This is a genomic window from Neisseria maigaei, assembly GCF_958267405.1.
GTDB lineage: Bacteria > Pseudomonadota > Gammaproteobacteria > Burkholderiales > Neisseriaceae > Neisseria > Neisseria bergeri.
Map to the genome: position 1 here is coordinate 1 of NZ_CATQFT010000013.1, position 18,683 is coordinate 18,683.

Sequence of the window (18,683 nt, forward strand, 5' to 3'; positions counted from 1 at the left end):
TTTTTTTTTTTTTTTTTTTTTTGCAAAGAAATGTAAATTTTTAAATTTTTAAAACCGTTCCTCCGCATCCGTTTGGATGCCGTCTGAAACGGCGGCAGGGTTTTACCGTTCCGTGCCGCAAATCGGGCATTCGGGGTTGCGCGGCAGGTCGAAATATTGCCAGCCTCCTTCCAAGGCACGGTAAACCGCCAGCCTGCCGTGCGACGGTTCGCCCGCATCCAGCAGGATTTTCAGAGCCTCCGCCGCTTGGGTACTGCCGATGATGCCGACCAGCGGCGAGAACACGCCGAAGAGGGAACAGATGCCGTCTGAAGCCGATCCGCCGTCAAACAGGCAGGCGTAACACGGCGAGTCGGGCAAGTCGGGACGGTACACGGCAAGTTGCCCTTCAAAGCGCACCGCTGCTCCTGAAACCAGCGGTGTTTTCGTTTGTACGCAGGCACGGTTGACGGCTTGGCGCGTGGCATAGTTGTCGCAGCAGTCTAAAACGATGTCGGCGGTTTGAACCAAACCGGTCAGGCGGTCGCTGTCGAGTTTTTCGTTGACGGCGCGGACGTTGACGGTATGGTTGATGCGTTTCAGGCGGTCTGCCAAGGCTTCGGCTTTGGGTTTGCCGACATCGCCCTCGTCAAATGCGACTTGGCGTTGCAGGTTGTGCAGTTCGACCGTGTCGGAATCGGCTATGGTCAGTGTGCCGATGCCGGAAGCGGCAAGGTAGGGCAGGGCGGAGGCACCCAATCCGCCACAGCCGACGACCAAAATATGCGCGTCGGAAAGCTTTTGCTGCCCTTCGATGCCGATTTCGTCCAAGAGGATGTGGCGGCTGTACCGCAGCAGGAATGCATCGTCGTTGTCGTGTTCGGTCGTGGTCATGATGATGTTCAGAAAAAACAGTTGCGGGCGATTGTAACGCTGCCGTCGGGCGGCGTTCAACTTCAGACGGCATTTTGGGAAACGGGCGGTTAAAGTGTGAATGTTTTGGCACGGACGCGGCATTTGAGGTACATTTACAATATTTACGGCAAACGAGAGAGAAAAATCATGCAACTGCATATTCTGAACAATCCGAAGGATGCGGCCTTGGCGGCAGACGCGGAATTTTTAAAACAGTCGTTGTTCAACCTTTTGCACGAGGAAGCATCGCCGTTGGTTGTCGAAACGGTCAAACTCTTGTCCACTTCCGACGACAGCGCGGCATTGATTGAAAAAGTATTGCCGCAATTGGACGAACGGCAGACCTACGATCTGACGCTTGCCTGCGGGCTGTTCGCCCAGATTCTGAATATCGCCGAAGACGTGCACCACGAACGCCGCCGCCAAATCCACGAAGATGCCGGCCACAACGCAGCAGAAGGCAGCCTGACGGAAACCGTCCGCAGGCTCAAAGCGGGGAAAGCCGACGGCAAATCGGTGCAGCGGCAGTTGGACAATACGTCCGTTACCGCCGTTTTGACCGCGCACCCGACCGAAGTGCAACGCCAAACCGTTTTGAATTTCAACCGCCGCATCCGCGCGCTGCTGCCGCAACGCGAACGCTGCACCCATGCCGACGCGCTGGCACGGCTGCGCCGCGAAATCGACACCGTACTTCTGGGCTTGTGGCAGACCAGCGAAACGCGCCGCCACAAACTCAGTGTCAACGACGAAATCAACAACGGCGTATCCATCTTCCCGATGAGCTTTTTTGAAGCCCTGCCCAAACTCTACCGCAAGATGGAACACGACTTTCAGACGGCCTATCCCGATGTCTGCGTTCCGAATATCCTCAAAATCGGCGGCTGGATCGGCGGCGACCGCGACGGCAATCCGTTTGTTTCTGCCGAAACCCTGCGCTTTGCCTTCCGCCGCCACGCCGATGCCGTGTTCCGTTTTTACCGCAGCGAACTCGACAAACTCTACCGCGAACTGCCGCTCTCCATCCGCCGCGTCAAGGTCAACGGCGATGTGATGGCGTTGTCCGACAAATCGCCCGACGAAGAAACCGCCCGCGCCGAAGAACCCTACCGCCGCGCCATCGCCTACATTATGGCGCGCGCTATGGGCAAAGCGCGCGCGCTCGGTTTGGGTATGGGCTGCAAATTCGGCTTCCTCGAGCCTTATGCTTCGGTTGAAGAGTTCCTCAACGACCTGAAAAAACTGCAACGCTCGCTCCACGAAAACGGCAGCCGACTGCTGGCAGAAGGCCGTCTGGCCGACATTATCCGCAGCGTGTCCGTGTTCGGCTTCCATATGATGCCGCTTGATTTGCGCCAACACGCAGGCAAACACGCCGACGTGGTTGCCGAGCTTTTCCAACACGCGGGTTTGGAAGACTACAACAGCCTGAACGAAGAGCAAAAACAAGCCGCCCTGTTGCGCGAATTGAGCCACCAACGCCCTCTGTACAGCCCGTTCATCACATACAGCGGCCATACCTGCCGCGAACTGGCGATTTTCAACGAAGCGCGCAAAATCAAAGACGAATTCGGCGAAGATGCCGTAACCCAAAGCATTATTTCCAACTGCGAACAACCCAGCGACCTGCTCGCCTTGGCGTTGCTGCTGAAAGAAACCGGCCTGTTGGCGGTGGAAAACGGCAAGCCGCGCAGCCGCATCAATATCGTGCCGCTGTTTGAAACCATCGAAGCACTCGAAAACGCCTGTCCGGTCATGGAAACCATGTTCCGCCTCGACTGGTATGATGCCCTGCTCGAAAGCCGGGGCAACATCCAAGAAATCATGCTCGGCTACTCCGACTCCAACAAAGACGGCGGCTACGTTACCAGCTCCTGGTGCCTGTATCAGGCGGAATTGGGACTGGTCGAACTCTTCAAAAAATACGATGTCCGCATGCGCCTGTTCCACGGTCGCGGCGGCAGCGTCGGTCGCGGCGGCGGTCCGTCTTACCAAGCCATTCTCGCCCAACCGGCAGGCAGCGTGGCGGGGCAAATCCGTATTACCGAACAAGGCGAAGTCATCACCGCCAAATACGCCGACCCCGGCAACGCACAACGCAACTTGGAAACCTTGGTTGCCGCCACTTTGGAGGCCGGCATCCCGACAGACAAAAAAGACCCCGATGCCAAACTGATGCAGGCATTGTCGGACGTATCGTTCAAATACTACCGCGAACTGATTACCCACCCCGACTTCATCGACTACTTCCTGCAAACCAGCCCGATTCAGGAAATCGCCACCCTCAACCTCGGCAGCCGCCCCGCCAGCCGCAAAACCCTAGCGCGGATTCAGGACTTGCGCGCGATTCCGTGGGTATTCTCATGGATGCAGAACCGCCTCATGCTGCCGGCTTGGTACGGCTTCGGTAGCGCGGTGGAAACCTTGTGCGAAGGCAGCCCCGAAACCCTCGCCGCCCTGCGCGGACACGCCCAAAACAACCCCTTCTTCCAAGCGATGCTCTCCAATATGGAACAAGTGATGGCGAAAACCGACATCACCTTGGCGGAAAACTATGCCGGCTTGAGCGAATCGCCTGATAAAGCAAAAGTCATCTTCGGCATGATCAAGGAAGAATATCAACGCAGCCGCAAAGCCCTGCTCGACCTGCTGCAAACCGAAGATCTCCTGCGCGACAACCGCAGCCTTGCCCGTTCGCTCGCCTTGAGGATTCCATACCTGAACGCCCTCAACGGCCTGCAAGTCGCCATGCTCAAACGCCTGCGCAAAGAGCCCGACAATCCGCACGCGCTGCTGATGGTTCACCTGACCATCAACGGCGTGGCGCAAGGTTTGCGCAATACCGGCTGATAGTGCCGCATCGGGGCAAAATGCCGTCTGAACGCCTTTCAGACGGCATTTCCCTGACCGCACTTGCAGAGAGACACCGATTGTTTTAAAGTGAACGGCAGTGATATGTTGAAAGACGACCAATGAAAATTACCGTTATCGGCGCAGGTTCGTGGGGTACGGCGCTCGCCCTGCATTTTTCCCAACACGGCAACCGCGTATCCCTATGGACGCGCAACGCAGACCAAGTCCGCCAAATGCAGGAAGCGCGTGAAAACAAACGCGGACTGCCGGGCTTTTCCTTTCCCGAAACCTTGGAAGTGTGTGCGGATTTGGCAGACGCGCTCAAAGACAGCGAACTTGTCCTTATCGTAACCTCCGTTGCCGGATTGAGAAGCAGCGCAGAGCTGCTCAAACAGTACGGCGCGGGACACCTCCCCGTCCTTGCCGCCTGCAAAGGCTTCGAGCAGGATACCGGACTTTTGACCTTCCAAGTCTTGAAAGAAGTATTGCCCGACAACAAAAAAATCGGCGTACTCTCCGGTCCGAGTTTTGCACAGGAACTCGCCAAACAACTGCCCTGCGCCGTCGTCCTCGCCTCCGAAAACCAAGAGTGGATTGAAGAACTCGTACCGCAGCTCAACACGACCGTCATGCGGCTTTACGGCAGCACGGATGTCATCGGCGTGGCGGTTGGCGGCGCGGTAAAAAATGTTATGGCGATTGCTACCGGATTGTCCGACGGACTCGAATACGGACTCAACGCCCGTGCCGCACTGGTTACGCGCGGACTCGCCGAAATCACCCGCCTTGCCTCCGCAATGGGCGCACAGCCCAAAACCATGATGGGGCTGGCCGGTATCGGCGACCTCATCTTGACCTGTACCGGCGCACTCTCACGCAACCGCCGCGTCGGTTTGGGTTTGGCAGAAGGCAAGGAACTGCATCAGGTGCTTGTCGAAATCGGGCACGTTTCAGAAGGGGTCAGTACGATAGAAGAAGTCTTCAATACTGCCTGTAAGTACCAAATCGATATGCCGATTACCCAAACCCTGCTGCAACTCATCCGCAAAGAAATGACCCCGCAGCAGGTCGTCGAAAGGCTGATGGAACGCAGCGCGCGTTTCGAATAAACAACAGACAGATGCCGTCTGAAGCCTTCAGGCGGCATACGGACAGGTAAGGTTATGAAACAAAATATCGAAAAACTCGAAAGCAGCGTTTATACGCTGGTACAAAAATTCGAAACCCTCGTCAGCGAAAACCGCCGCCTCAAAGAAACCGTCGCCGAACTCAAACGGGCGCACGATCGGCAGAAACTCGAACACGAAACCGCCGTCGACGAACTCAGCGAAGCCCTGCTCGTCCAAGTCGGCAAACTCAAGGAAGACCTGCAAAACAAGATTGACAGCCTGACGGACGAAAATACACGATACCGCAGCCTGCTCGAACAGAGCAGGGAAAAAATCAGCGCACTGGCGGCGCGCCTCCCCCAACGGCAGGAAACGCAGCAATAAGGATTAAAGGATGAACACCGAACAAGTCCACATCGAAGTCATGCACGCCCGGCTGACCGTCAACACGCCGGCAGAAGAAAAAGACACACTGTTGCAGGCAGTCGGAATGCTCAACGGCAAAGCCGAAGCCATCCGCGAAGGCGGACGCATTGCCGACAGCGAAAAAATCGTCATCATGGCCGCGCTCAACGTCGTCCACGACCTGTTGAAAACCTCCCTGAACGGCGGCGATTTGGCAATCGGCGATTTTGCGCGTAAAATAACCGACATGGACAACGCCTGCCAAAAAGCACTATCCCGCTTGGCGCAGGAATAACTCCTTTTTCCCTGCGGTGTCCGCGAAGGCATATATTCCTTTGAACCAATAAGTTCGCTTAAGGTTGCCGGGAGCAGTAGTGGGCGCGAGCGTCCTTTTGCGGACGCACCCGAAACTACCCGGGGCAGCCGCCTTGTCAGCAAGGTTCAAGCGGATTCGGCCGAAACGGCTCTCGCGGGGATTCCCATTCAAAACCGCATCGCAACGATGCGGTTTTTCACATTGGCCGCCGCCCCGCCCGAAAAAGCAGTATGTAGTTTGCTGAAATCCGGAAAATCCTTCCGTAACGCAGTAATGCGATTGACAAAATCAAATCCTGTCTTTAAAATCCATAACTTTCTATATCTATCTGGATTTCCACTATGAAAACCTTTTCAGCGAAACCCCACGAGGTGAAGCGCGAATGGTTCGTCATCGATGCCCAAGACAAAGTCTTGGGTCGCGTTGCAGCCGAAGTCGCCAGCCGTCTGCGTGGCAAACACAAACCTGAATACACCCCCCACGTCGATACCGGCGATTACATCATTGTTATCAATGCGGACAAACTGCGTGTAACCGGTGCCAAATTCGAAGATAAAAAATACTTCCGCCACTCCGGTTTCCCGGGCGGTATCTACGAACGCACTTTCCGCGAAATGCAAGAGCAATTCCCGGGCCGCGCTTTGGAACAAGCCGTAAAAGGCATGCTGCCCAAAGGTCCGCTGGGTTACGCCATGATTAAAAAACTGAAAGTGTACGCTGGTGCGGAGCATGCCCATGCCGCGCAACAACCCAAAGTTTTGGAACTGAAATAAGGACACGACATGAACGGTAAATACTACTACGGCACAGGCCGCCGCAAAAGTTCAGTGGCTCGTGTATTCCTGACTAAAGGTACAGGTCAAATCATCGTAAACGGCCGTCCCGTTGACGAATTCTTCGCACGCGAAACCAGCCGAATGGTTGTTCGCCAACCCTTGGTTCTGACTGAAAACGCCGAATCTTTCGACATCAAAGTTAATGTTGTCGGCGGCGGCGAAACCGGCCAGTCCGGCGCAATCCGCCACGGCATTACCCGTGCCCTGATCGACTTCGATGCCGCGCTGAAACCTGCCTTGTCTCAAGCCGGTTTTGTTACCCGCGATGCCCGCGAAGTTGAACGTAAAAAGCCAGGTCTGCGCAAAGCACGCCGTGCAAAACAATTCTCCAAACGTTAATGTTGGAAATTCAAAAAACCCTGCTTATCGCAGGGTTTTTTATTTGTAGCAGACGGTTTTCCATTGTTAATCTAAAGATTACGGATTGGGTAAAAATCAAAAACAGTAGATGAAAAATAGAAAAAACGCCCGGGTATGGTTTGAACAAGGGAAATCAGACCGGTTCCAATTCGCTCAGTCCGGGCAAATCTGCAAAACCGCGTTCTCGTATGATTTGGCAAAAATTGTTCAGATAGCTCTTGTCCGTATCTTCGGTGCGGACGGAGGCATACAGTTTGCTTTGCAGTCCGTCGGCAGTAATTTGGCGGTGGACGACATAGCCTTTTTCAAGGTAGGGCATGACTGTCCAATAGGGAAGGGCAGCAATGCCACGTCTGCTGGCAACCAGTTGGATGATGGCAATGGTCAGTTCGCTGTGCCGGCGTGGCGGGTTGATGTTTTTCGGAATCAGGATTTTTTTGGGCAAATCCAGCATCTCGTCGGGAACGGGATAAGTAATCAGGGTTTCCCCGATAAAGTCTTCCGCCGTCCAAACGTTTTTGGCGGCAAGCGGATGGTCCGGGGCGCAAATGCCGACCATTTCGTAGGCAAACAGCGGTTGGAAAGAAATACCGTTTTGGTTTTCCGCTTCGGAAACAATGGCAAGGTCGGCGCGGTGTTGCAGCAGCAGCCCGACGGGATCCGCTTGGAATCCCGATACGATATCCAGTTCGACTTGGGGCCACATCGGGCGGAATTCGCCCATGGCGGGCATCAGCCAGTCGAAACAGGTATGGCATTCGACGGCAATCCGCAGCTCTCCTGCCTCCCCTTCCGTGATTCGCGCCAAATCTCGTTCTGCAACAGCAACTTGAGGTATCAGTTCGTGGGCGAGGCGCAGCAGCCTTTCTCCAACCGGGGTAAAGCGCAAGGGCGTGGATTTGCGTTCGAACAGCGGCGTGCCGTAGTGGTTTTCAAGCATACGGATTTGGTGGGAAAGTGCGGATTGGGTAAGGAAAACCCGTTTGGCGGCAAGGGAGACGCTGCCGGTTTCTTCAAGTGCCAGCAGGGTTTTGAGGTGGCGCAATTCGATGATGGAATCCATAAGGCTTCAGACGGCATATTGAACCGGCGCATATTAAAATAATTCATATGCGGGTGCAAATCGGAAAAATGGGCGTTTCGGGCATTTGCGGTTAGAATGCCCGCTTGTTTGGAAATGACAGGAAAAAATATGGTTTTGCGCAGAGATTTTTTAGCCTGGTGCGACGAAACGTTGCAGACGGCATCGTTTAAAGATTACGCCCCCAATGGTTTGCAGGTTGAAGGGAGGGAATATATCGGGAAAATCGTTACGTCGGTAACGGCAAGCAGGGCAGCGATTGATTTTGCTGTGGAGCAGAAGGCAGATTTGCTTTTGGTGCATCACGGTATGTTCTGGAAAAGCGAGCTGCCGACCGTTACCGGTTGGAAAAAAGAACGGATTGCCGCACTGTTGCGGCACGACATCAATATGGCAGGCTACCATCTGCCTCTGGATGCACATCCCACACTGGGCAACAATGCCCAACTCGCCGACAGATTGGGTTTTGCGACAGAAAAACGGTTCGGAGAACAAGACCTGCTCAACTCGGGCTGCCTGAAACAAGCCAAGACACTCGGTGCATTGGCGGCGCACATTGAAACTGTCCTGCAACGCAAGCCTGTCGTCATCGGCAATCCCGAACACGAAATCCGACGGGTCGCATGGTGTACCGGCGGTGCACAGGGCTTTTTTCAGACGGCAATAGATGAAGGCGTCGATCTGTATCTGACGGGGGAAATTTCCGAAGCCCAATACCACCTCGCCAATGAAACGGGTACGGCTTTCATTTCGGCAGGGCATCACGCGACGGAACGCTACGGTGCGCGCGCGCTGGCAGAATCGGCGGCAGAGGCTTTCGGGTTGGAAGTGTGCCATTTTGACGAAAACAACCCGGCTTGAGTATTGAGAAATATCATAAAACTTTACCTTATTTTAAATAATGCTTTGAGTATCACTGCAAACTGGGTAAAATTGCAATGTTTAATGGCTCGGTATTCCCAAAATATTAGGACGACTGAATAATGGATAATCAAGAAATCAATAACGGCCGCCGCCGTTTCCTGACACTTGCGACCTGCGGCGCAGGCGGAGTGGCAGCATTGGGTGTGGCAACGCCGTTTGTGGCCAGTTTTTTCCCTTCGGAAAAAGCCAAGGCCGCCGGTGCTGCCGTCGAAGTGGATGTCAGCAAAATCGAAGCGGGTCAGATGTTGACTGCTGAGTGGCAAGGCAAACCGATTTGGGTGGTCAACCGCACAGATCAACAGCTTAAAGACCTGAAAGGCCTGAACGGCGAACTTACCGATCCCAATTCCGATGTGGAACAACAGCCGGAATACGCGAAAAACGGGACACGTTCGATTAAACCGAACATTCTCGTTGCTATCGGTATCTGTACCCATTTGGGCTGTTCGCCGACCTACCGTCCCGACATTGCACCTGCCGATTTGGGTGCGGGCTGGAAGGGCGGCTTTTTCTGCCCCTGCCACGGTTCGAAATTCGACATTGCAGGCAGGGTGTATAAAGGTGTTCCTGCGCCGACCAACTTGGTCGTACCGCCTTACAAATATCTGAGCGATACTACCATCTTGGTGGGCGAAGACTGAGAATAAGGAACGATAATTATGGCAAACCAAACCAATAGCAAAGCAAAAGCATTGTTAGGCTGGATGGACGCTCGTTTCCCCCTGTCTAAGATGTGGAATGAGCATTTGGCTCAATACTACGCACCAAAGAACTTCAACTTCTGGTATTATTTCGGCTCTTTAGCCTTGCTTGTCCTCGTGATTCAAATCGTCAGCGGTATTTTCCTGACTATGAACTACAAACCGGATGGCAACCTTAACGCCTACCATCTGCCTGCTGCCTTTACCGCAGTAGAGTACATCATGCGCGACGTGTCCGGCGGTTGGATTATCCGCTACATGCACTCCACCGGCGCATCTTTCTTCTTCATTGTTGTTTATCTGCATATGTTCCGTGGTTTGATTTACGGTTCGTACAAAAAACCCCGTGAGTTGGTATGGATTTTCGGTTCTTTGATTTTCTTGGCATTGATGGCGGAAGCCTTTATGGGCTACCTGCTGCCTTGGGGTCAGATGTCCTTTTGGGGCGCGCAGGTGATTATTAATCTGTTCTCCGCCATCCCTGTTATCGGTCCTGATTTGTCCACTTGGATCCGCGGCGACTTCAACGTTTCCGATGTTACCTTGAACCGCTTCTTCGCCCTGCACGTTATCGCCGTACCGCTGGTATTGCTCGGCTTGGTTGTGGCGCACATCATCGCCCTGCACGAAGTGGGTTCTAACAACCCTGACGGCGTTGAAATCAAGAAAAACAAAGACGAAAACGGTATCCCGCGCGATGGTATCCCATTCCATCCTTACTACACCGTTAAAGACATCTTGGGTGTTGTTGTATTCCTGATTGTCTTCTGTTCCGTGTTGTTCTTTGCACCTGAAGGCGGCGGCTACTTCTTGGAAGCGCCAAACTTCGATGCAGCAAATGCGCTGAAAACACCTCCGCACATTGCACCGGTATGGTACTTCACTCCGTTCTACGCCATTTTGCGTGCGATTCCCTCGTTCTTGGGAACACAGGTATGGGGTGTAATCGGTATGGGTGCGGCAGTTGTACTGATTGCCCTGTTGCCTTGGCTGGATAAAGGCGAGGTTAAATCCGTCCGCTATCGTGGCCCGATCTTTAAAACCGCATTGGTTCTGTTCATTATTGCCTTTATCGGTTTGGGTATTTTGGGTGCGATGGTGGCAACTGATACGCGTACTTTGGTTGCGCGCATCCTGTCCTTCGTTTATTTTGCATTCTTCTTGGGTATGCCGTTCTATACCAAACTGGATACTAACAAACCGGTTCCTGAACGTGTAACCATGAGTACCGCCAAACAGAAAATCATGTTTTTTGTTTATGTAGGTATTACGGCGGTTTGTGCATATCTGTTTGCAACCAACATCTGATGAGGGCAGTTAAAATGAAACAAGTTATGAAAAACTGGTTTGCTGCCTTACTGTTGGCAGTACCCATGAGTGCGGCATTTGCTTCGGGCGGTCATGCACACTATGAGAAAGTCGATATCGATTTGCGCGACCAAGTAAGCTTGCAGCGCGGCGCACAAATCTTTACCAACTACTGTCTGTCATGTCACTCGGCAAGCGGTATGCGTTTCAACCGTTTGAAAGACATCGGTTTGACTGACGAAGAAATCAAGAAAAACCTGATGTTTACCACCGATAATGTCGGCGATGTGATGCATGCTGCAATGGATCCTAAAGATGCGGCAAAATGGTTTGGTGCTGCTCCGCCCGATTTGACGTTGATTGCGCGTTCCAAAGGTGCAGACTACCTTTACGCCTATATGCGCGGATTCTATAAGGATCCTACGCGTCCGAGCGGATGGAACAATACCGTATTTGATAAAGTCGGTATGCCTCACCCGCTGTGGGAGCAACAAGGTGTTCAAGCCGTTGAGTTGGATGCCAAAGGTCAGCCGGTTATGGTAAAAGACGAACACGGCGAGATGAAGCCTAAGCTGTATTGGGAATCTACCGGTCTGCACAGCCGCCGTCTGCCGAACGGCAAAGTGATCCAAAAAGAGTACGACGCATATGTACGCGATTTGGTAAACTATCTTGTGTACATGGGCGAGCCTGCACAACTGCAACGCAAACGTATAGGCTATATCGTGATGATTTTCCTATTTGCGGTTATGCTGCCTTTGGCATACTTCCTGAAAAAAGAATATTGGAAAGACGTACATTAAGCGGTTGGAACAAAAGGGCAAATCCTTTAGGGTTTGCCCTTTTTTCATTTTGCCTGCCGTTTGAAAAGTCTGAATCCGTATGCCGTCTGAACATAGCTGCAACATTTCAGACGGCATCATTCTAAAAATGTCAGACATCGGGAACTTAATCAGGGTTTGTGGCAGATTGATATTGAATTAGGAAAAGGTCTGAAACCGTAAGCAGCATGGTAAGGCGATGTCGAACAGGTTTAAAGCCAATCCGCTATATTTTTTGGAGCTATGTCGAACAAACAGGTAGAATCGGAATAGGCGGCGGTTTTGTCCGGTGTGAAAATGTTTGAATATTAGGATGATTTATGGAGCTGATGACTGTGTTGCTATTGCTGGCGGCTTTGCTGTCAGGCGTGTTGTTTACATGGTTACTGATGAAGAGCCGGTTTCAAGGTGTATTAGCCGTATTGAACGCGCAATTGGCGGAAAAGGCGGCAAGATGTGATTTTGTTGAACAGGCACACGCAGAAATTGCATCGGAATTGGCCGTTTTGGATGGGAAATACGAGCATTTGCAGGACGAAAATTATGCTTTGGGCAATCGTTTTTCCGCAGCCGAAAAGCAGATTGCCCATTTGCAGGAAAAAGAGGCGGAATCGGTTCGGCTGAAGCAGTCGTATATCGAGTTGCAGGAAAAGGCGCAGGGTTTGGCGGTTGAAAACGAACGTTTGGCAACGCAGCTCGGGCAGGAGCGGAAGGCATTTGCCGACCAATATGCGCTGGAACGCCAAATCCGCCAAAGAATCGAAACCGATTTGGAAGAAAGCCGCCAAACTGTCCGCGACGTGCAAAACGATCTTTCCGATGTGGGCAACCGTTTTGCCGCCGCCGAAAAACAGATTGCCCATTTGCAGGAAAAAGAGGCGGAAGCGGAGCGGTTGAGGCAGTCGCATACCGAGTTGCAGGAAAAGGTACAGGGTTTGGCGGTTGAAAACGAACGTTTGGCAACGCAAATCGAACAGGAACGCCTTGCTTCTGAAGAGAAGCTGTCCTTACTGGGCGAGGCGCGCAAGAGCTTGAGCGATCAGTTTCAAAATCTTGCCAACACGATTTTGGAAGAAAAAAGCCGCCGTTTTACCGAGCAGAACCGGGAGCAGCTCCATCAGGTTTTGAACCCGTTGAACGAACGCATCCACGGTTTCGGCGAGTTGGTCAGGCAAACTTATGACAAAGAATCGCGCGAGCGGCTGACTTTGGAAAACGAATTGAAACGGCTTCAAGGGTTGAATGCGCAGCTGCACAGCGAGGCAAAGGCACTGACCAACGCGCTGACCGGTACGCAGAACAAGGTTCAGGGCAATTGGGGCGAGATGATTCTGGAAACGGTTTTGGAAAATTCCGGTCTTCAGAAAGGGCGGGAATATGTGGTTCAGGCGGCATCCGTCCGAAAAGAGGAAGACGGCGGCACGCGCCGTCTCCAGCCCGACGTTTTGGTCAACCTGCCTGACAACAAGCAGATTGTGATTGATTCTAAGGTTTCGCTGACGGCTTATGTGCGCTATACGCAGGCGGCGGATGCGGATGCGGCGGCACGCGAGTTGGCGGCACACGTTGCCAGCATACGCGCGCATATGAAAGGCTTGTCGCTGAAGGATTACACCGATTTGGAAGGTGTGAACACATTGGATTTCGTCTTCATGTTTATCCCTGTCGAACCGGCCTACCTGTTGGCGTTGCAGAATGACGCGGGCTTGTTCCAAGAGTGTTTCGACAAACGGATTATGCTGGTCGGCCCCAGTACGCTGCTGGCGACTTTGCGGACGGTGGCGAATATTTGGCGCAACGAGCAGCAAAACCAAAACGCGCTGGCGATTGCGGACGAAGGCGGCAAGCTGTACGACAAGTTTGTCGGCTTCGTACAGACGCTCGAAAGCGTCGGCAAAGGCATCGATCAGGCGCAAAACAGCTTTCAGACGGCATTTAAGCAACTTGCCGAGGGGCGCGGGAATCTAGTCGGACGCGCCGAGAAACTGCGTCTGTTGGGCGTGAAGGCAGGCAAACAGCTTCAACGGGATTTGGTCGAGCGTGCCAACGAACAGACGGCATTTGCTTTGGGCAAACCTTCGGAACAGAAGGCGGCTGACGAAGCCGAATAGGAAGGGCGGATGTGTTTCAGACGGCATCAGTGCAGATGATGCCGTCTGAAGACCGTAGTGAAAGCGGTTAGAAAAACGGATTGTGCCGCTTTTCGTGTCCGATGGAAGTCATACGCCCGTGTCCGGCGACAACTTGCACGGTTTCGGGGAGAGCGAATAATTTGTTGCGGATATTGTTGATTAAGTCGGCGTGGTTGCCGCGCGGAAAATCGGTCCTGCCTATGGTTTCGTAAAACAGCACGTCGCCCGCAGTCAGCAGCTCTGCTTCGGCGCAATAGAAAACCACGTGTCCGGGCGTGTGCCCCGGAATATGCAGCACTTGAAAGGCATAGCGTCCGACCGTGAGCGTTTCGCCTTCTTCGAGCCAACGGTTCGGCGAAAATGCGGGCGAGACGGGAAATCCGTATTGCGCGGTGGTTTGCGGCAGCGATTGGAGCAGGAATTCATCGTCCGGATGAGGTCCGAGGACGGGAACGTTACGCGTTTTCAGCATCTCGACCACGCCGCCTGCATGATCGAGATGGCCGTGCGTCAGCCAGATTGCCGTGAGCGTAAGTTTGCGGTTTGCCAACGCTTGCAGCAGGAACGGCACGTCGCCGCCGACATCGGTCAGGACGGCTTCGCCACTTTCGTCGTCCCAAATCAGGGTGCAGTTTTGGCGGAAGGGGGTAACGGGGAGGATTTCGTAACGTAGGGTCATCGGCGTGTTCCTAAACGGTTTTCAGACGGCATCGGGTTTGCCGTTTGTTTTATGGCGGTTTGCCGCCTGTTTGGATATTGGGGGAATCAGGTGATTAAGAAGATAATCGGCGGCATCATACCGATTTTTACGGCGGTTTTCATCCATGCATCGGCAGGCGCGGCGGATTTGATGCTGGCGCAGGAATACAAAGACCAAGAGATTGCAGGCTGGGCGATGAGCGAGAAACTCGACGGCGTGCGCGCCTATTGGGACGGAAAGCACCTGATGAGCCGTCAGGGCTATGCGTTTACGCCGCCCAAAGGTTTTACCGCGCAGTTTCCGCCTTATCCTTTGGACGGCGAATTGTACAGCGGACGCGGTCAGTTCGAGCAGATTTCCGCTACCGTGCGTTCTGCTTCTTCAGACTGGCGCGGTATCCGCCTGCACGTTTTCGACGTACCCAAGGCTCAGGGCAACCTCTACCAACGTTTGGCAGCCGCAACGCAATGGCTGAAAACGCATCCGAACGCGCCGATTACCATCATCCCGCAAACCAAAGTGCGCGACCGGCGGTACGCGATGGATTTTTTGAAACAAATCGAAGCGCAGGGCGGCGAAGGCGTGATGTTGCGCCATCCCGATTCGGGTTATGAATCGGGTAGAAGTGGGCATTTGTTGAAGCTGAAAAGCCAATACGACGACGAATGCACGGTAACGCGGCACTATGAGGGCAAAGGGAGAAACGCCGGACGGTTGGGCGCGGTCGGCTGCAAAAACCGGCACGGCGAATTCCGCATTGGCAGCGGTTTCAAAGACAAAGACCGCGACAACCCGCCCAAAATCGGCACGCTGATTACCTACCGCTACCGTGGCTTTACGCGGAAAGGCACGCCGAAATTCGCCACCTTCGTGCGCGCGCGTACCGACCGTTGAGCAGGACGGTTCGGACGGCAGCCGATACTTTGGTTTATAATTTTCCTTTTACCGACCGATTCCGACATATGACCGATTTAGAAACCAAACGCCTTGAAACACAGGCGATGCTTGAAAACGCCGAACTTTTGTTCGACCAAGGGCAATGCCGCGCCGCGCTGCAAAAAGTGGCGGATGAGATTACGCGCGATTTGGGCGGCAGATATCCGTTGCTCCTGCCCGTGATGGGCGGGGCGGTGGTGTTTACGGGCCAGTTGTTGCCGCTGTTGCGCTTTCCGTTAGATTTTGATTATGTTCACGTTTCCCGTTACGGCGACAAGCTGGAGGGTGGTGCGTTCAACTGGAAGCGTATGCCCGATGCGGAACAAATCCGGGGCAGGCACGTGGTCGTGTTGGACGATATTTTGGACGAAGGGCATACGATGTCCGCCATTCAAGCCAAACTTTTGGAAATGGGGGCGGCAAGCTGCCGTTCGGCGGTGTTCGCCAACAAGCTGATTGACAAACCCAAGCCTATCCGAGCCGATTATGTCGGACTGGATGTGCCGAACCGTTATGTTTTCGGTTACGGTATGGATGCGGCAGGCTGCTGGCGCAATTTGGGCGAGATTTACGCATTGGGCGGAAAATAAGGATGCAATGCCGTCTGAAGGCCTTTCAGACGGCATTGCGCCCATATGCCGGCAGGACAACGAGGAACAGGACGCATAATATGATAGGGCTTTTAATCATCACACACGAAACCATAGGCGAAGCCTACCGCAAGCTGGCACATCATTTTTTTCCGGGCGGGCTGCCTGAAAACGTCCGCATACTCGGCGTGCAGCCGACGGAAGACCAAGACGACATCATCAACAACGCCATTGCCGCGCTGCAAGAGTTTCCTGAAAACCACGGCGTATTGATTATGACCGACATCTTCGGCGCGACCCCCTGCAATGCCGCCCGCCGGCTCGTGCGCGAAAGCAAATCGGCGATTTTGACTGGGCTGAACGCGCCGATGATGATTAAGGCCGTCCAATATTCGCCGGCGGCGGAAGACCTTGCCGCCTTCACCGAGAGTGTCAGGGAAGCGGCGGTAAAGGGCATTTTCGCCATCACGTCCGCGCCCGAAGATTTGGTGTGCCGGCGCAGCGGCGATGCCGTCTGAAGAAGCGGCAGGGCAGGAAAACATTTTAAACGGCGTCTGCTGCCGATATACATAACACGGGAACCGAAATGCTCAAACAATCCATCGAAATCATCAACAAACTCGGACTCCACGCCCGCGCGTCCAGCAAGTTCACCCAAACCGCGTCCCAATTCAAAAGCGAAGTCTGGGTTACGAAAAACGGCAGCCGCGTCAACGGCAAAAGCATTATGGGGCTGATGATGCTCGCAGCCGCCAAGGGTACGGTCATCGAACTGGAGACGGACGGCGCGGACGAGGCGGAAGCGATGCGCGCCCTGACCGACTTAATCAACGACTACTTCGGCGAGGGAGAATAATGAGTATCGTGCTGCACGGCGTGGCGGCGGGCAAAGGCATTGCCGTCGGTTGCGCCCACCTGATTGCGCGCGGCACGGAGGAAGTGCCGCAGTATGATGTCGCGGAGGCGGACACCGATGCCGAAGCCGAACGTTTCGATGCCGCCGTCAAAGCCACGCGCAAAGAGTTGGAACAGCTCCGCAGCGCGATTCCCGAAAACGCCCCGACCGAGTTGGGCGCGTTCATCTCGCTGCACCTGATGCTCTTGACCGATGTTACCTTGTCGCGCGAACCCGTCGATATTTTAAGGGAACAAAAAATCAACGCCGAGTGGGCATTGAAGCAGCAGAGCGACAAACTCGCCGCCCAATTCGACAATATGGACGATGCCTATTTGCGCGAACGCAAGCAGGATATGCTGCAAGTCGTCCGCCGCATCCACAACAACCTGATCGGGCAGGGCAACGAGTTGGAGGTTGCCGACAACCTGTTTGACGAAACCGTGCTGATTGCAAACGACCTTTCGCCCGCCGACACGGTTTTGTTTAAAGAGCAGCGCATTGCCGCCTTCGTTACCGATGCCGGCGGCCCCACCGGGCATACGGCGATTTTGGGCAGGAGCTTGGACATCCCGTCCGTCGTCGGGCTGCACAACGCGCGCAAACTGATTACCGAAGGCGAAACAGTCATCGTGGACGGCATCAACGGCATCCTGATTATCGCGCCCGATGAAACCGTCTTGGACGAATACCGCCGCCGCGCCCGCGAATACCGCAGCCACAAACGCGAGTTGAACAAGCTCAAAAAAACCGCCGCCGCCACCGCCGACGGGGTCTGCATCGAGCTTGTGGGCAATATAGAATCCGCCGAAGACGTGAAACCGCTGCACAACCTCGGCGCAGACGGCATCGGGCTGTTCCGCAGCGAGTTTCTTTACCTGAACCGCGATACGATGCCGTCTGAAGACGAGCAGTACGAAGTGTACAGCGCGATTGTCAAAAAAATGAAGGGCAAAAGCGTAACGATACGGACAGTCGATTTGGGTGTGGACAAGAATCCGCGCTGGTTCGGGAAAAACAGCACGCCCAACGGCAGCCTCAACCCCGCGCTGGGCATGACCGGCATCCGCCTGTGCCTTGCCGAACCGGTCATGTTCCGCACCCAGATGCGCGCCATCCTCCGTGCGGCGGTACACGGCCCCGTCCGCATGATGTGGCCGATGATTACCTCCGTATCCGAAGTGCGCCAGTGCCTGATTCATTTGGACACCGCCCGCCGCCAGCTTGCCGAACGCGGCGATGCCTTCGGCGAAGTTGGCATCGGCTGCATGATTGAAATTCCGTCTGCCGCGCTGACCGTCGGCAGCATTTTGAAACTGGTCGATTTCATCTCCGTCGGCACCAACGATTTGATCCAATATATTCTGTCAGTCGATCGCGGCGACGACAGCGTCAGCCACCTCTACCAGCCCGGCCATCCTTCCGTGTTGAAAATGCTGCAACACGTCATCCGTACCGCCAACCGTATGGAAAAAGACGTGTCCGTGTGCGGCGAAATGGCGGGCGACACGGCGTTTACCCGCGTTTTATTGGGTATGGGGCTGCGCCGTTTTTCGATGAATCCAAACAACATCCTGCCCGTCAAAAACATCATTCTGCACAGCAATGCCGGACAGCTCGAAAACGATATTGCGAAAGTCATCCGCTGCGAAGACGAAGAGAAGTCGGAAAAGCTGATCAAACAGATCAACAGCGTGTCGGTCGAGGAAGAAGCCGAAGTCAAGGGGCGGAAATAAATATTGTTGACAATGTGAGCGGATTGCAGTCAAATAACGCCCTTAAAAAAATACAGCTGCTTTGGTCAAGAAATGCCGTCTGAAAG

19 protein-coding genes and 1 other RNA gene are annotated in these 18,683 nt (G+C 54.0%); 17 read left to right on the top strand and 3 right to left on the bottom strand.

Annotated features, from left to right (window positions below; all coding sequences use genetic code 11):
- Nucleotides 1-102 precede the first annotated feature (102 nt).
- A complete protein-coding gene (locus tag Q3O06_RS04445; protein ID WP_301817878.1) occupies nucleotides 103-996 on the bottom strand; it encodes a HesA/MoeB/ThiF family protein in 894 nt (297 codons plus the stop codon).
- A 45-nt stretch (nucleotides 997-1,041) separates the two neighbouring features.
- Here Q3O06_RS04445 and ppc point away from each other — a divergent pair, with 45 nt between their 5' ends.
- The 7 genes from ppc to rpsI all read left to right on the top strand — a co-directional run bounded on the left by ppc (nucleotide 1,042) and on the right by rpsI (nucleotide 6,752).
- Nucleotides 1,042-3,744 carry a phosphoenolpyruvate carboxylase gene (gene ppc, locus Q3O06_RS04450; RefSeq protein WP_301817879.1) on the top strand — a complete coding sequence of 901 codons (2,703 nt, stop codon included), beginning with the start codon at nucleotides 1,042-1,044 and terminating at the stop codon, nucleotides 3,742-3,744.
- A gap of 122 nt (nucleotides 3,745-3,866) precedes the next feature.
- Entirely contained in the window at nucleotides 3,867-4,856 is a 990-nt protein-coding gene (locus tag Q3O06_RS04455; protein WP_301817880.1) for an NAD(P)H-dependent glycerol-3-phosphate dehydrogenase, read from the top strand.
- Nucleotides 4,857-4,910: 54 nt separating this feature from the next.
- Complete coding sequence (locus tag Q3O06_RS04460; protein WP_301817881.1) at nucleotides 4,911-5,240, top strand: hypothetical protein; 330 nt, start codon at nucleotides 4,911-4,913, stop codon at nucleotides 5,238-5,240.
- A gap of 10 nt (nucleotides 5,241-5,250) precedes the next feature.
- Nucleotides 5,251-5,556, top strand: a complete 306-nt coding sequence (locus Q3O06_RS04465) for a cell division protein ZapA (protein ID WP_118793019.1) — start codon at nucleotides 5,251-5,253, stop codon at nucleotides 5,554-5,556.
- 5 nt (nucleotides 5,557-5,561) lie between these two features.
- A non-coding RNA gene (gene ssrS / locus Q3O06_RS04470) (6S RNA) lies at nucleotides 5,562-5,741 on the top strand.
- Between the two features lie 177 nt (nucleotides 5,742-5,918).
- A complete protein-coding gene (gene rplM, locus Q3O06_RS04475) occupies nucleotides 5,919-6,350 on the top strand; it encodes a 50S ribosomal protein L13 (protein WP_002215010.1) in 432 nt (143 codons plus the stop codon).
- Between the two features lie 9 nt (nucleotides 6,351-6,359).
- Nucleotides 6,360-6,752 (top strand): 30S ribosomal protein S9, encoded by a 393-nt coding sequence (gene rpsI, locus Q3O06_RS04480; RefSeq protein WP_002227789.1) that lies wholly within the window; start codon nucleotides 6,360-6,362, stop codon nucleotides 6,750-6,752.
- A 154-nt stretch (nucleotides 6,753-6,906) separates the two neighbouring features.
- Here the strand turns inward: rpsI and Q3O06_RS04485 are convergent, their stop codons facing one another.
- Nucleotides 6,907-7,836 carry a LysR family transcriptional regulator gene (locus Q3O06_RS04485; protein ID WP_301817882.1) on the bottom strand — a complete coding sequence of 310 codons (930 nt, stop codon included), beginning with the start codon at nucleotides 7,834-7,836 and terminating at the stop codon, nucleotides 6,907-6,909.
- Between the two features lie 129 nt (nucleotides 7,837-7,965).
- On the opposite strand from Q3O06_RS04485, the gene Q3O06_RS04490 reads away from it, so the two are divergent.
- From Q3O06_RS04490 to Q3O06_RS04510, 5 genes are all read left to right on the top strand, one after another.
- Nucleotides 7,966-8,715: a Nif3-like dinuclear metal center hexameric protein gene (locus Q3O06_RS04490; protein ID WP_301817883.1), complete on the top strand. Its 750-nt coding sequence runs from the start codon at nucleotides 7,966-7,968 to the stop codon at nucleotides 8,713-8,715.
- Nucleotides 8,716-8,837: 122 nt separating this feature from the next.
- Nucleotides 8,838-9,419 (top strand): ubiquinol-cytochrome c reductase iron-sulfur subunit, encoded by a 582-nt coding sequence (gene petA, locus Q3O06_RS04495; protein WP_301817884.1) that lies wholly within the window; start codon nucleotides 8,838-8,840, stop codon nucleotides 9,417-9,419.
- An 18-nt stretch (nucleotides 9,420-9,437) separates the two neighbouring features.
- Nucleotides 9,438-10,787 carry a cytochrome b gene (locus Q3O06_RS04500; protein ID WP_003677248.1) on the top strand — a complete coding sequence of 450 codons (1,350 nt, stop codon included), beginning with the start codon at nucleotides 9,438-9,440 and terminating at the stop codon, nucleotides 10,785-10,787.
- Nucleotides 10,788-10,801: 14 nt separating this feature from the next.
- Nucleotides 10,802-11,590, top strand: coding sequence for a cytochrome c1 (locus Q3O06_RS04505; protein ID WP_025457453.1), 789 nt, complete (start codon nucleotides 10,802-10,804; stop codon nucleotides 11,588-11,590).
- A gap of 338 nt (nucleotides 11,591-11,928) precedes the next feature.
- Complete coding sequence (locus Q3O06_RS04510) at nucleotides 11,929-13,719, top strand: DNA recombination protein RmuC (RefSeq protein ID WP_301817885.1); 1,791 nt, start codon at nucleotides 11,929-11,931, stop codon at nucleotides 13,717-13,719.
- A 67-nt stretch (nucleotides 13,720-13,786) separates the two neighbouring features.
- Here the strand turns inward: Q3O06_RS04510 and Q3O06_RS04515 are convergent, their stop codons facing one another.
- On the bottom strand, nucleotides 13,787-14,419 hold the full coding sequence (locus Q3O06_RS04515) for an MBL fold metallo-hydrolase (RefSeq protein ID WP_301817886.1): 633 nt from the start codon (nucleotides 14,417-14,419) through the stop codon (nucleotides 13,787-13,789).
- 90 nt (nucleotides 14,420-14,509) lie between these two features.
- Here Q3O06_RS04515 and Q3O06_RS04520 point away from each other — a divergent pair, with 90 nt between their 5' ends.
- The 5 genes from Q3O06_RS04520 to ptsP all read left to right on the top strand — a co-directional run bounded on the left by Q3O06_RS04520 (nucleotide 14,510) and on the right by ptsP (nucleotide 18,597).
- A complete protein-coding gene (locus Q3O06_RS04520) occupies nucleotides 14,510-15,334 on the top strand; it encodes a DNA ligase (protein WP_301817887.1) in 825 nt (274 codons plus the stop codon).
- Between the two features lie 68 nt (nucleotides 15,335-15,402).
- On the top strand, nucleotides 15,403-15,966 hold the full coding sequence (locus tag Q3O06_RS04525) for a hypoxanthine-guanine phosphoribosyltransferase (RefSeq protein ID WP_301817889.1): 564 nt from the start codon (nucleotides 15,403-15,405) through the stop codon (nucleotides 15,964-15,966).
- 80 nt (nucleotides 15,967-16,046) lie between these two features.
- A complete protein-coding gene (locus Q3O06_RS04530) occupies nucleotides 16,047-16,484 on the top strand; it encodes a PTS sugar transporter subunit IIA (RefSeq protein ID WP_301817890.1) in 438 nt (145 codons plus the stop codon).
- Between the two features lie 68 nt (nucleotides 16,485-16,552).
- Nucleotides 16,553-16,822 (top strand): HPr family phosphocarrier protein, encoded by a 270-nt coding sequence (locus Q3O06_RS04535; RefSeq protein WP_017629087.1) that lies wholly within the window; start codon nucleotides 16,553-16,555, stop codon nucleotides 16,820-16,822.
- Nucleotides 16,822-18,597 (top strand): phosphoenolpyruvate--protein phosphotransferase, encoded by a 1,776-nt coding sequence (gene ptsP / locus Q3O06_RS04540; RefSeq protein WP_301817891.1) that lies wholly within the window; start codon nucleotides 16,822-16,824, stop codon nucleotides 18,595-18,597. Before Q3O06_RS04535 ends, ptsP begins: the two co-directional genes overlap by 1 nt.
- Nucleotides 18,598-18,683: the final 86 nt, after the last annotated feature.

Coding starts and splice junctions, on each gene's coding strand:
- Q3O06_RS04445 (WP_301817878.1), bottom strand. CDS start 996: ATGCCGCGTCCGTGCCAAAACATTCACACTTTAACCGCCCGTTTCCCA.
- ppc (WP_301817879.1), top strand. CDS start 1,042: ATGCAACTGCATATTCTGAACAATCCGAAGGATGCGGCCTTGGCGGCA.
- Q3O06_RS04455 (WP_301817880.1), top strand. CDS start 3,867: ATGAAAATTACCGTTATCGGCGCAGGTTCGTGGGGTACGGCGCTCGCC.
- Q3O06_RS04460 (WP_301817881.1), top strand. CDS start 4,911: ATGAAACAAAATATCGAAAAACTCGAAAGCAGCGTTTATACGCTGGTA.
- Q3O06_RS04465 (WP_118793019.1), top strand. CDS start 5,251: ATGAACACCGAACAAGTCCACATCGAAGTCATGCACGCCCGGCTGACC.
- rplM (WP_002215010.1), top strand. CDS start 5,919: ATGAAAACCTTTTCAGCGAAACCCCACGAGGTGAAGCGCGAATGGTTC.
- rpsI (WP_002227789.1), top strand. CDS start 6,360: ATGAACGGTAAATACTACTACGGCACAGGCCGCCGCAAAAGTTCAGTG.
- Q3O06_RS04485 (WP_301817882.1), bottom strand. CDS start 7,836: ATGGATTCCATCATCGAATTGCGCCACCTCAAAACCCTGCTGGCACTT.
- Q3O06_RS04490 (WP_301817883.1), top strand. CDS start 7,966: ATGGTTTTGCGCAGAGATTTTTTAGCCTGGTGCGACGAAACGTTGCAG.
- petA (WP_301817884.1), top strand. CDS start 8,838: ATGGATAATCAAGAAATCAATAACGGCCGCCGCCGTTTCCTGACACTT.
- Q3O06_RS04500 (WP_003677248.1), top strand. CDS start 9,438: ATGGCAAACCAAACCAATAGCAAAGCAAAAGCATTGTTAGGCTGGATG.
- Q3O06_RS04505 (WP_025457453.1), top strand. CDS start 10,802: ATGAAACAAGTTATGAAAAACTGGTTTGCTGCCTTACTGTTGGCAGTA.
- Q3O06_RS04510 (WP_301817885.1), top strand. CDS start 11,929: ATGGAGCTGATGACTGTGTTGCTATTGCTGGCGGCTTTGCTGTCAGGC.
- Q3O06_RS04515 (WP_301817886.1), bottom strand. CDS start 14,419: ATGACCCTACGTTACGAAATCCTCCCCGTTACCCCCTTCCGCCAAAAC.
- Q3O06_RS04525 (WP_301817889.1), top strand. CDS start 15,403: ATGACCGATTTAGAAACCAAACGCCTTGAAACACAGGCGATGCTTGAA.
- Q3O06_RS04530 (WP_301817890.1), top strand. CDS start 16,047: ATGATAGGGCTTTTAATCATCACACACGAAACCATAGGCGAAGCCTAC.
- Q3O06_RS04535 (WP_017629087.1), top strand. CDS start 16,553: ATGCTCAAACAATCCATCGAAATCATCAACAAACTCGGACTCCACGCC.
- ptsP (WP_301817891.1), top strand. CDS start 16,822: ATGAGTATCGTGCTGCACGGCGTGGCGGCGGGCAAAGGCATTGCCGTC.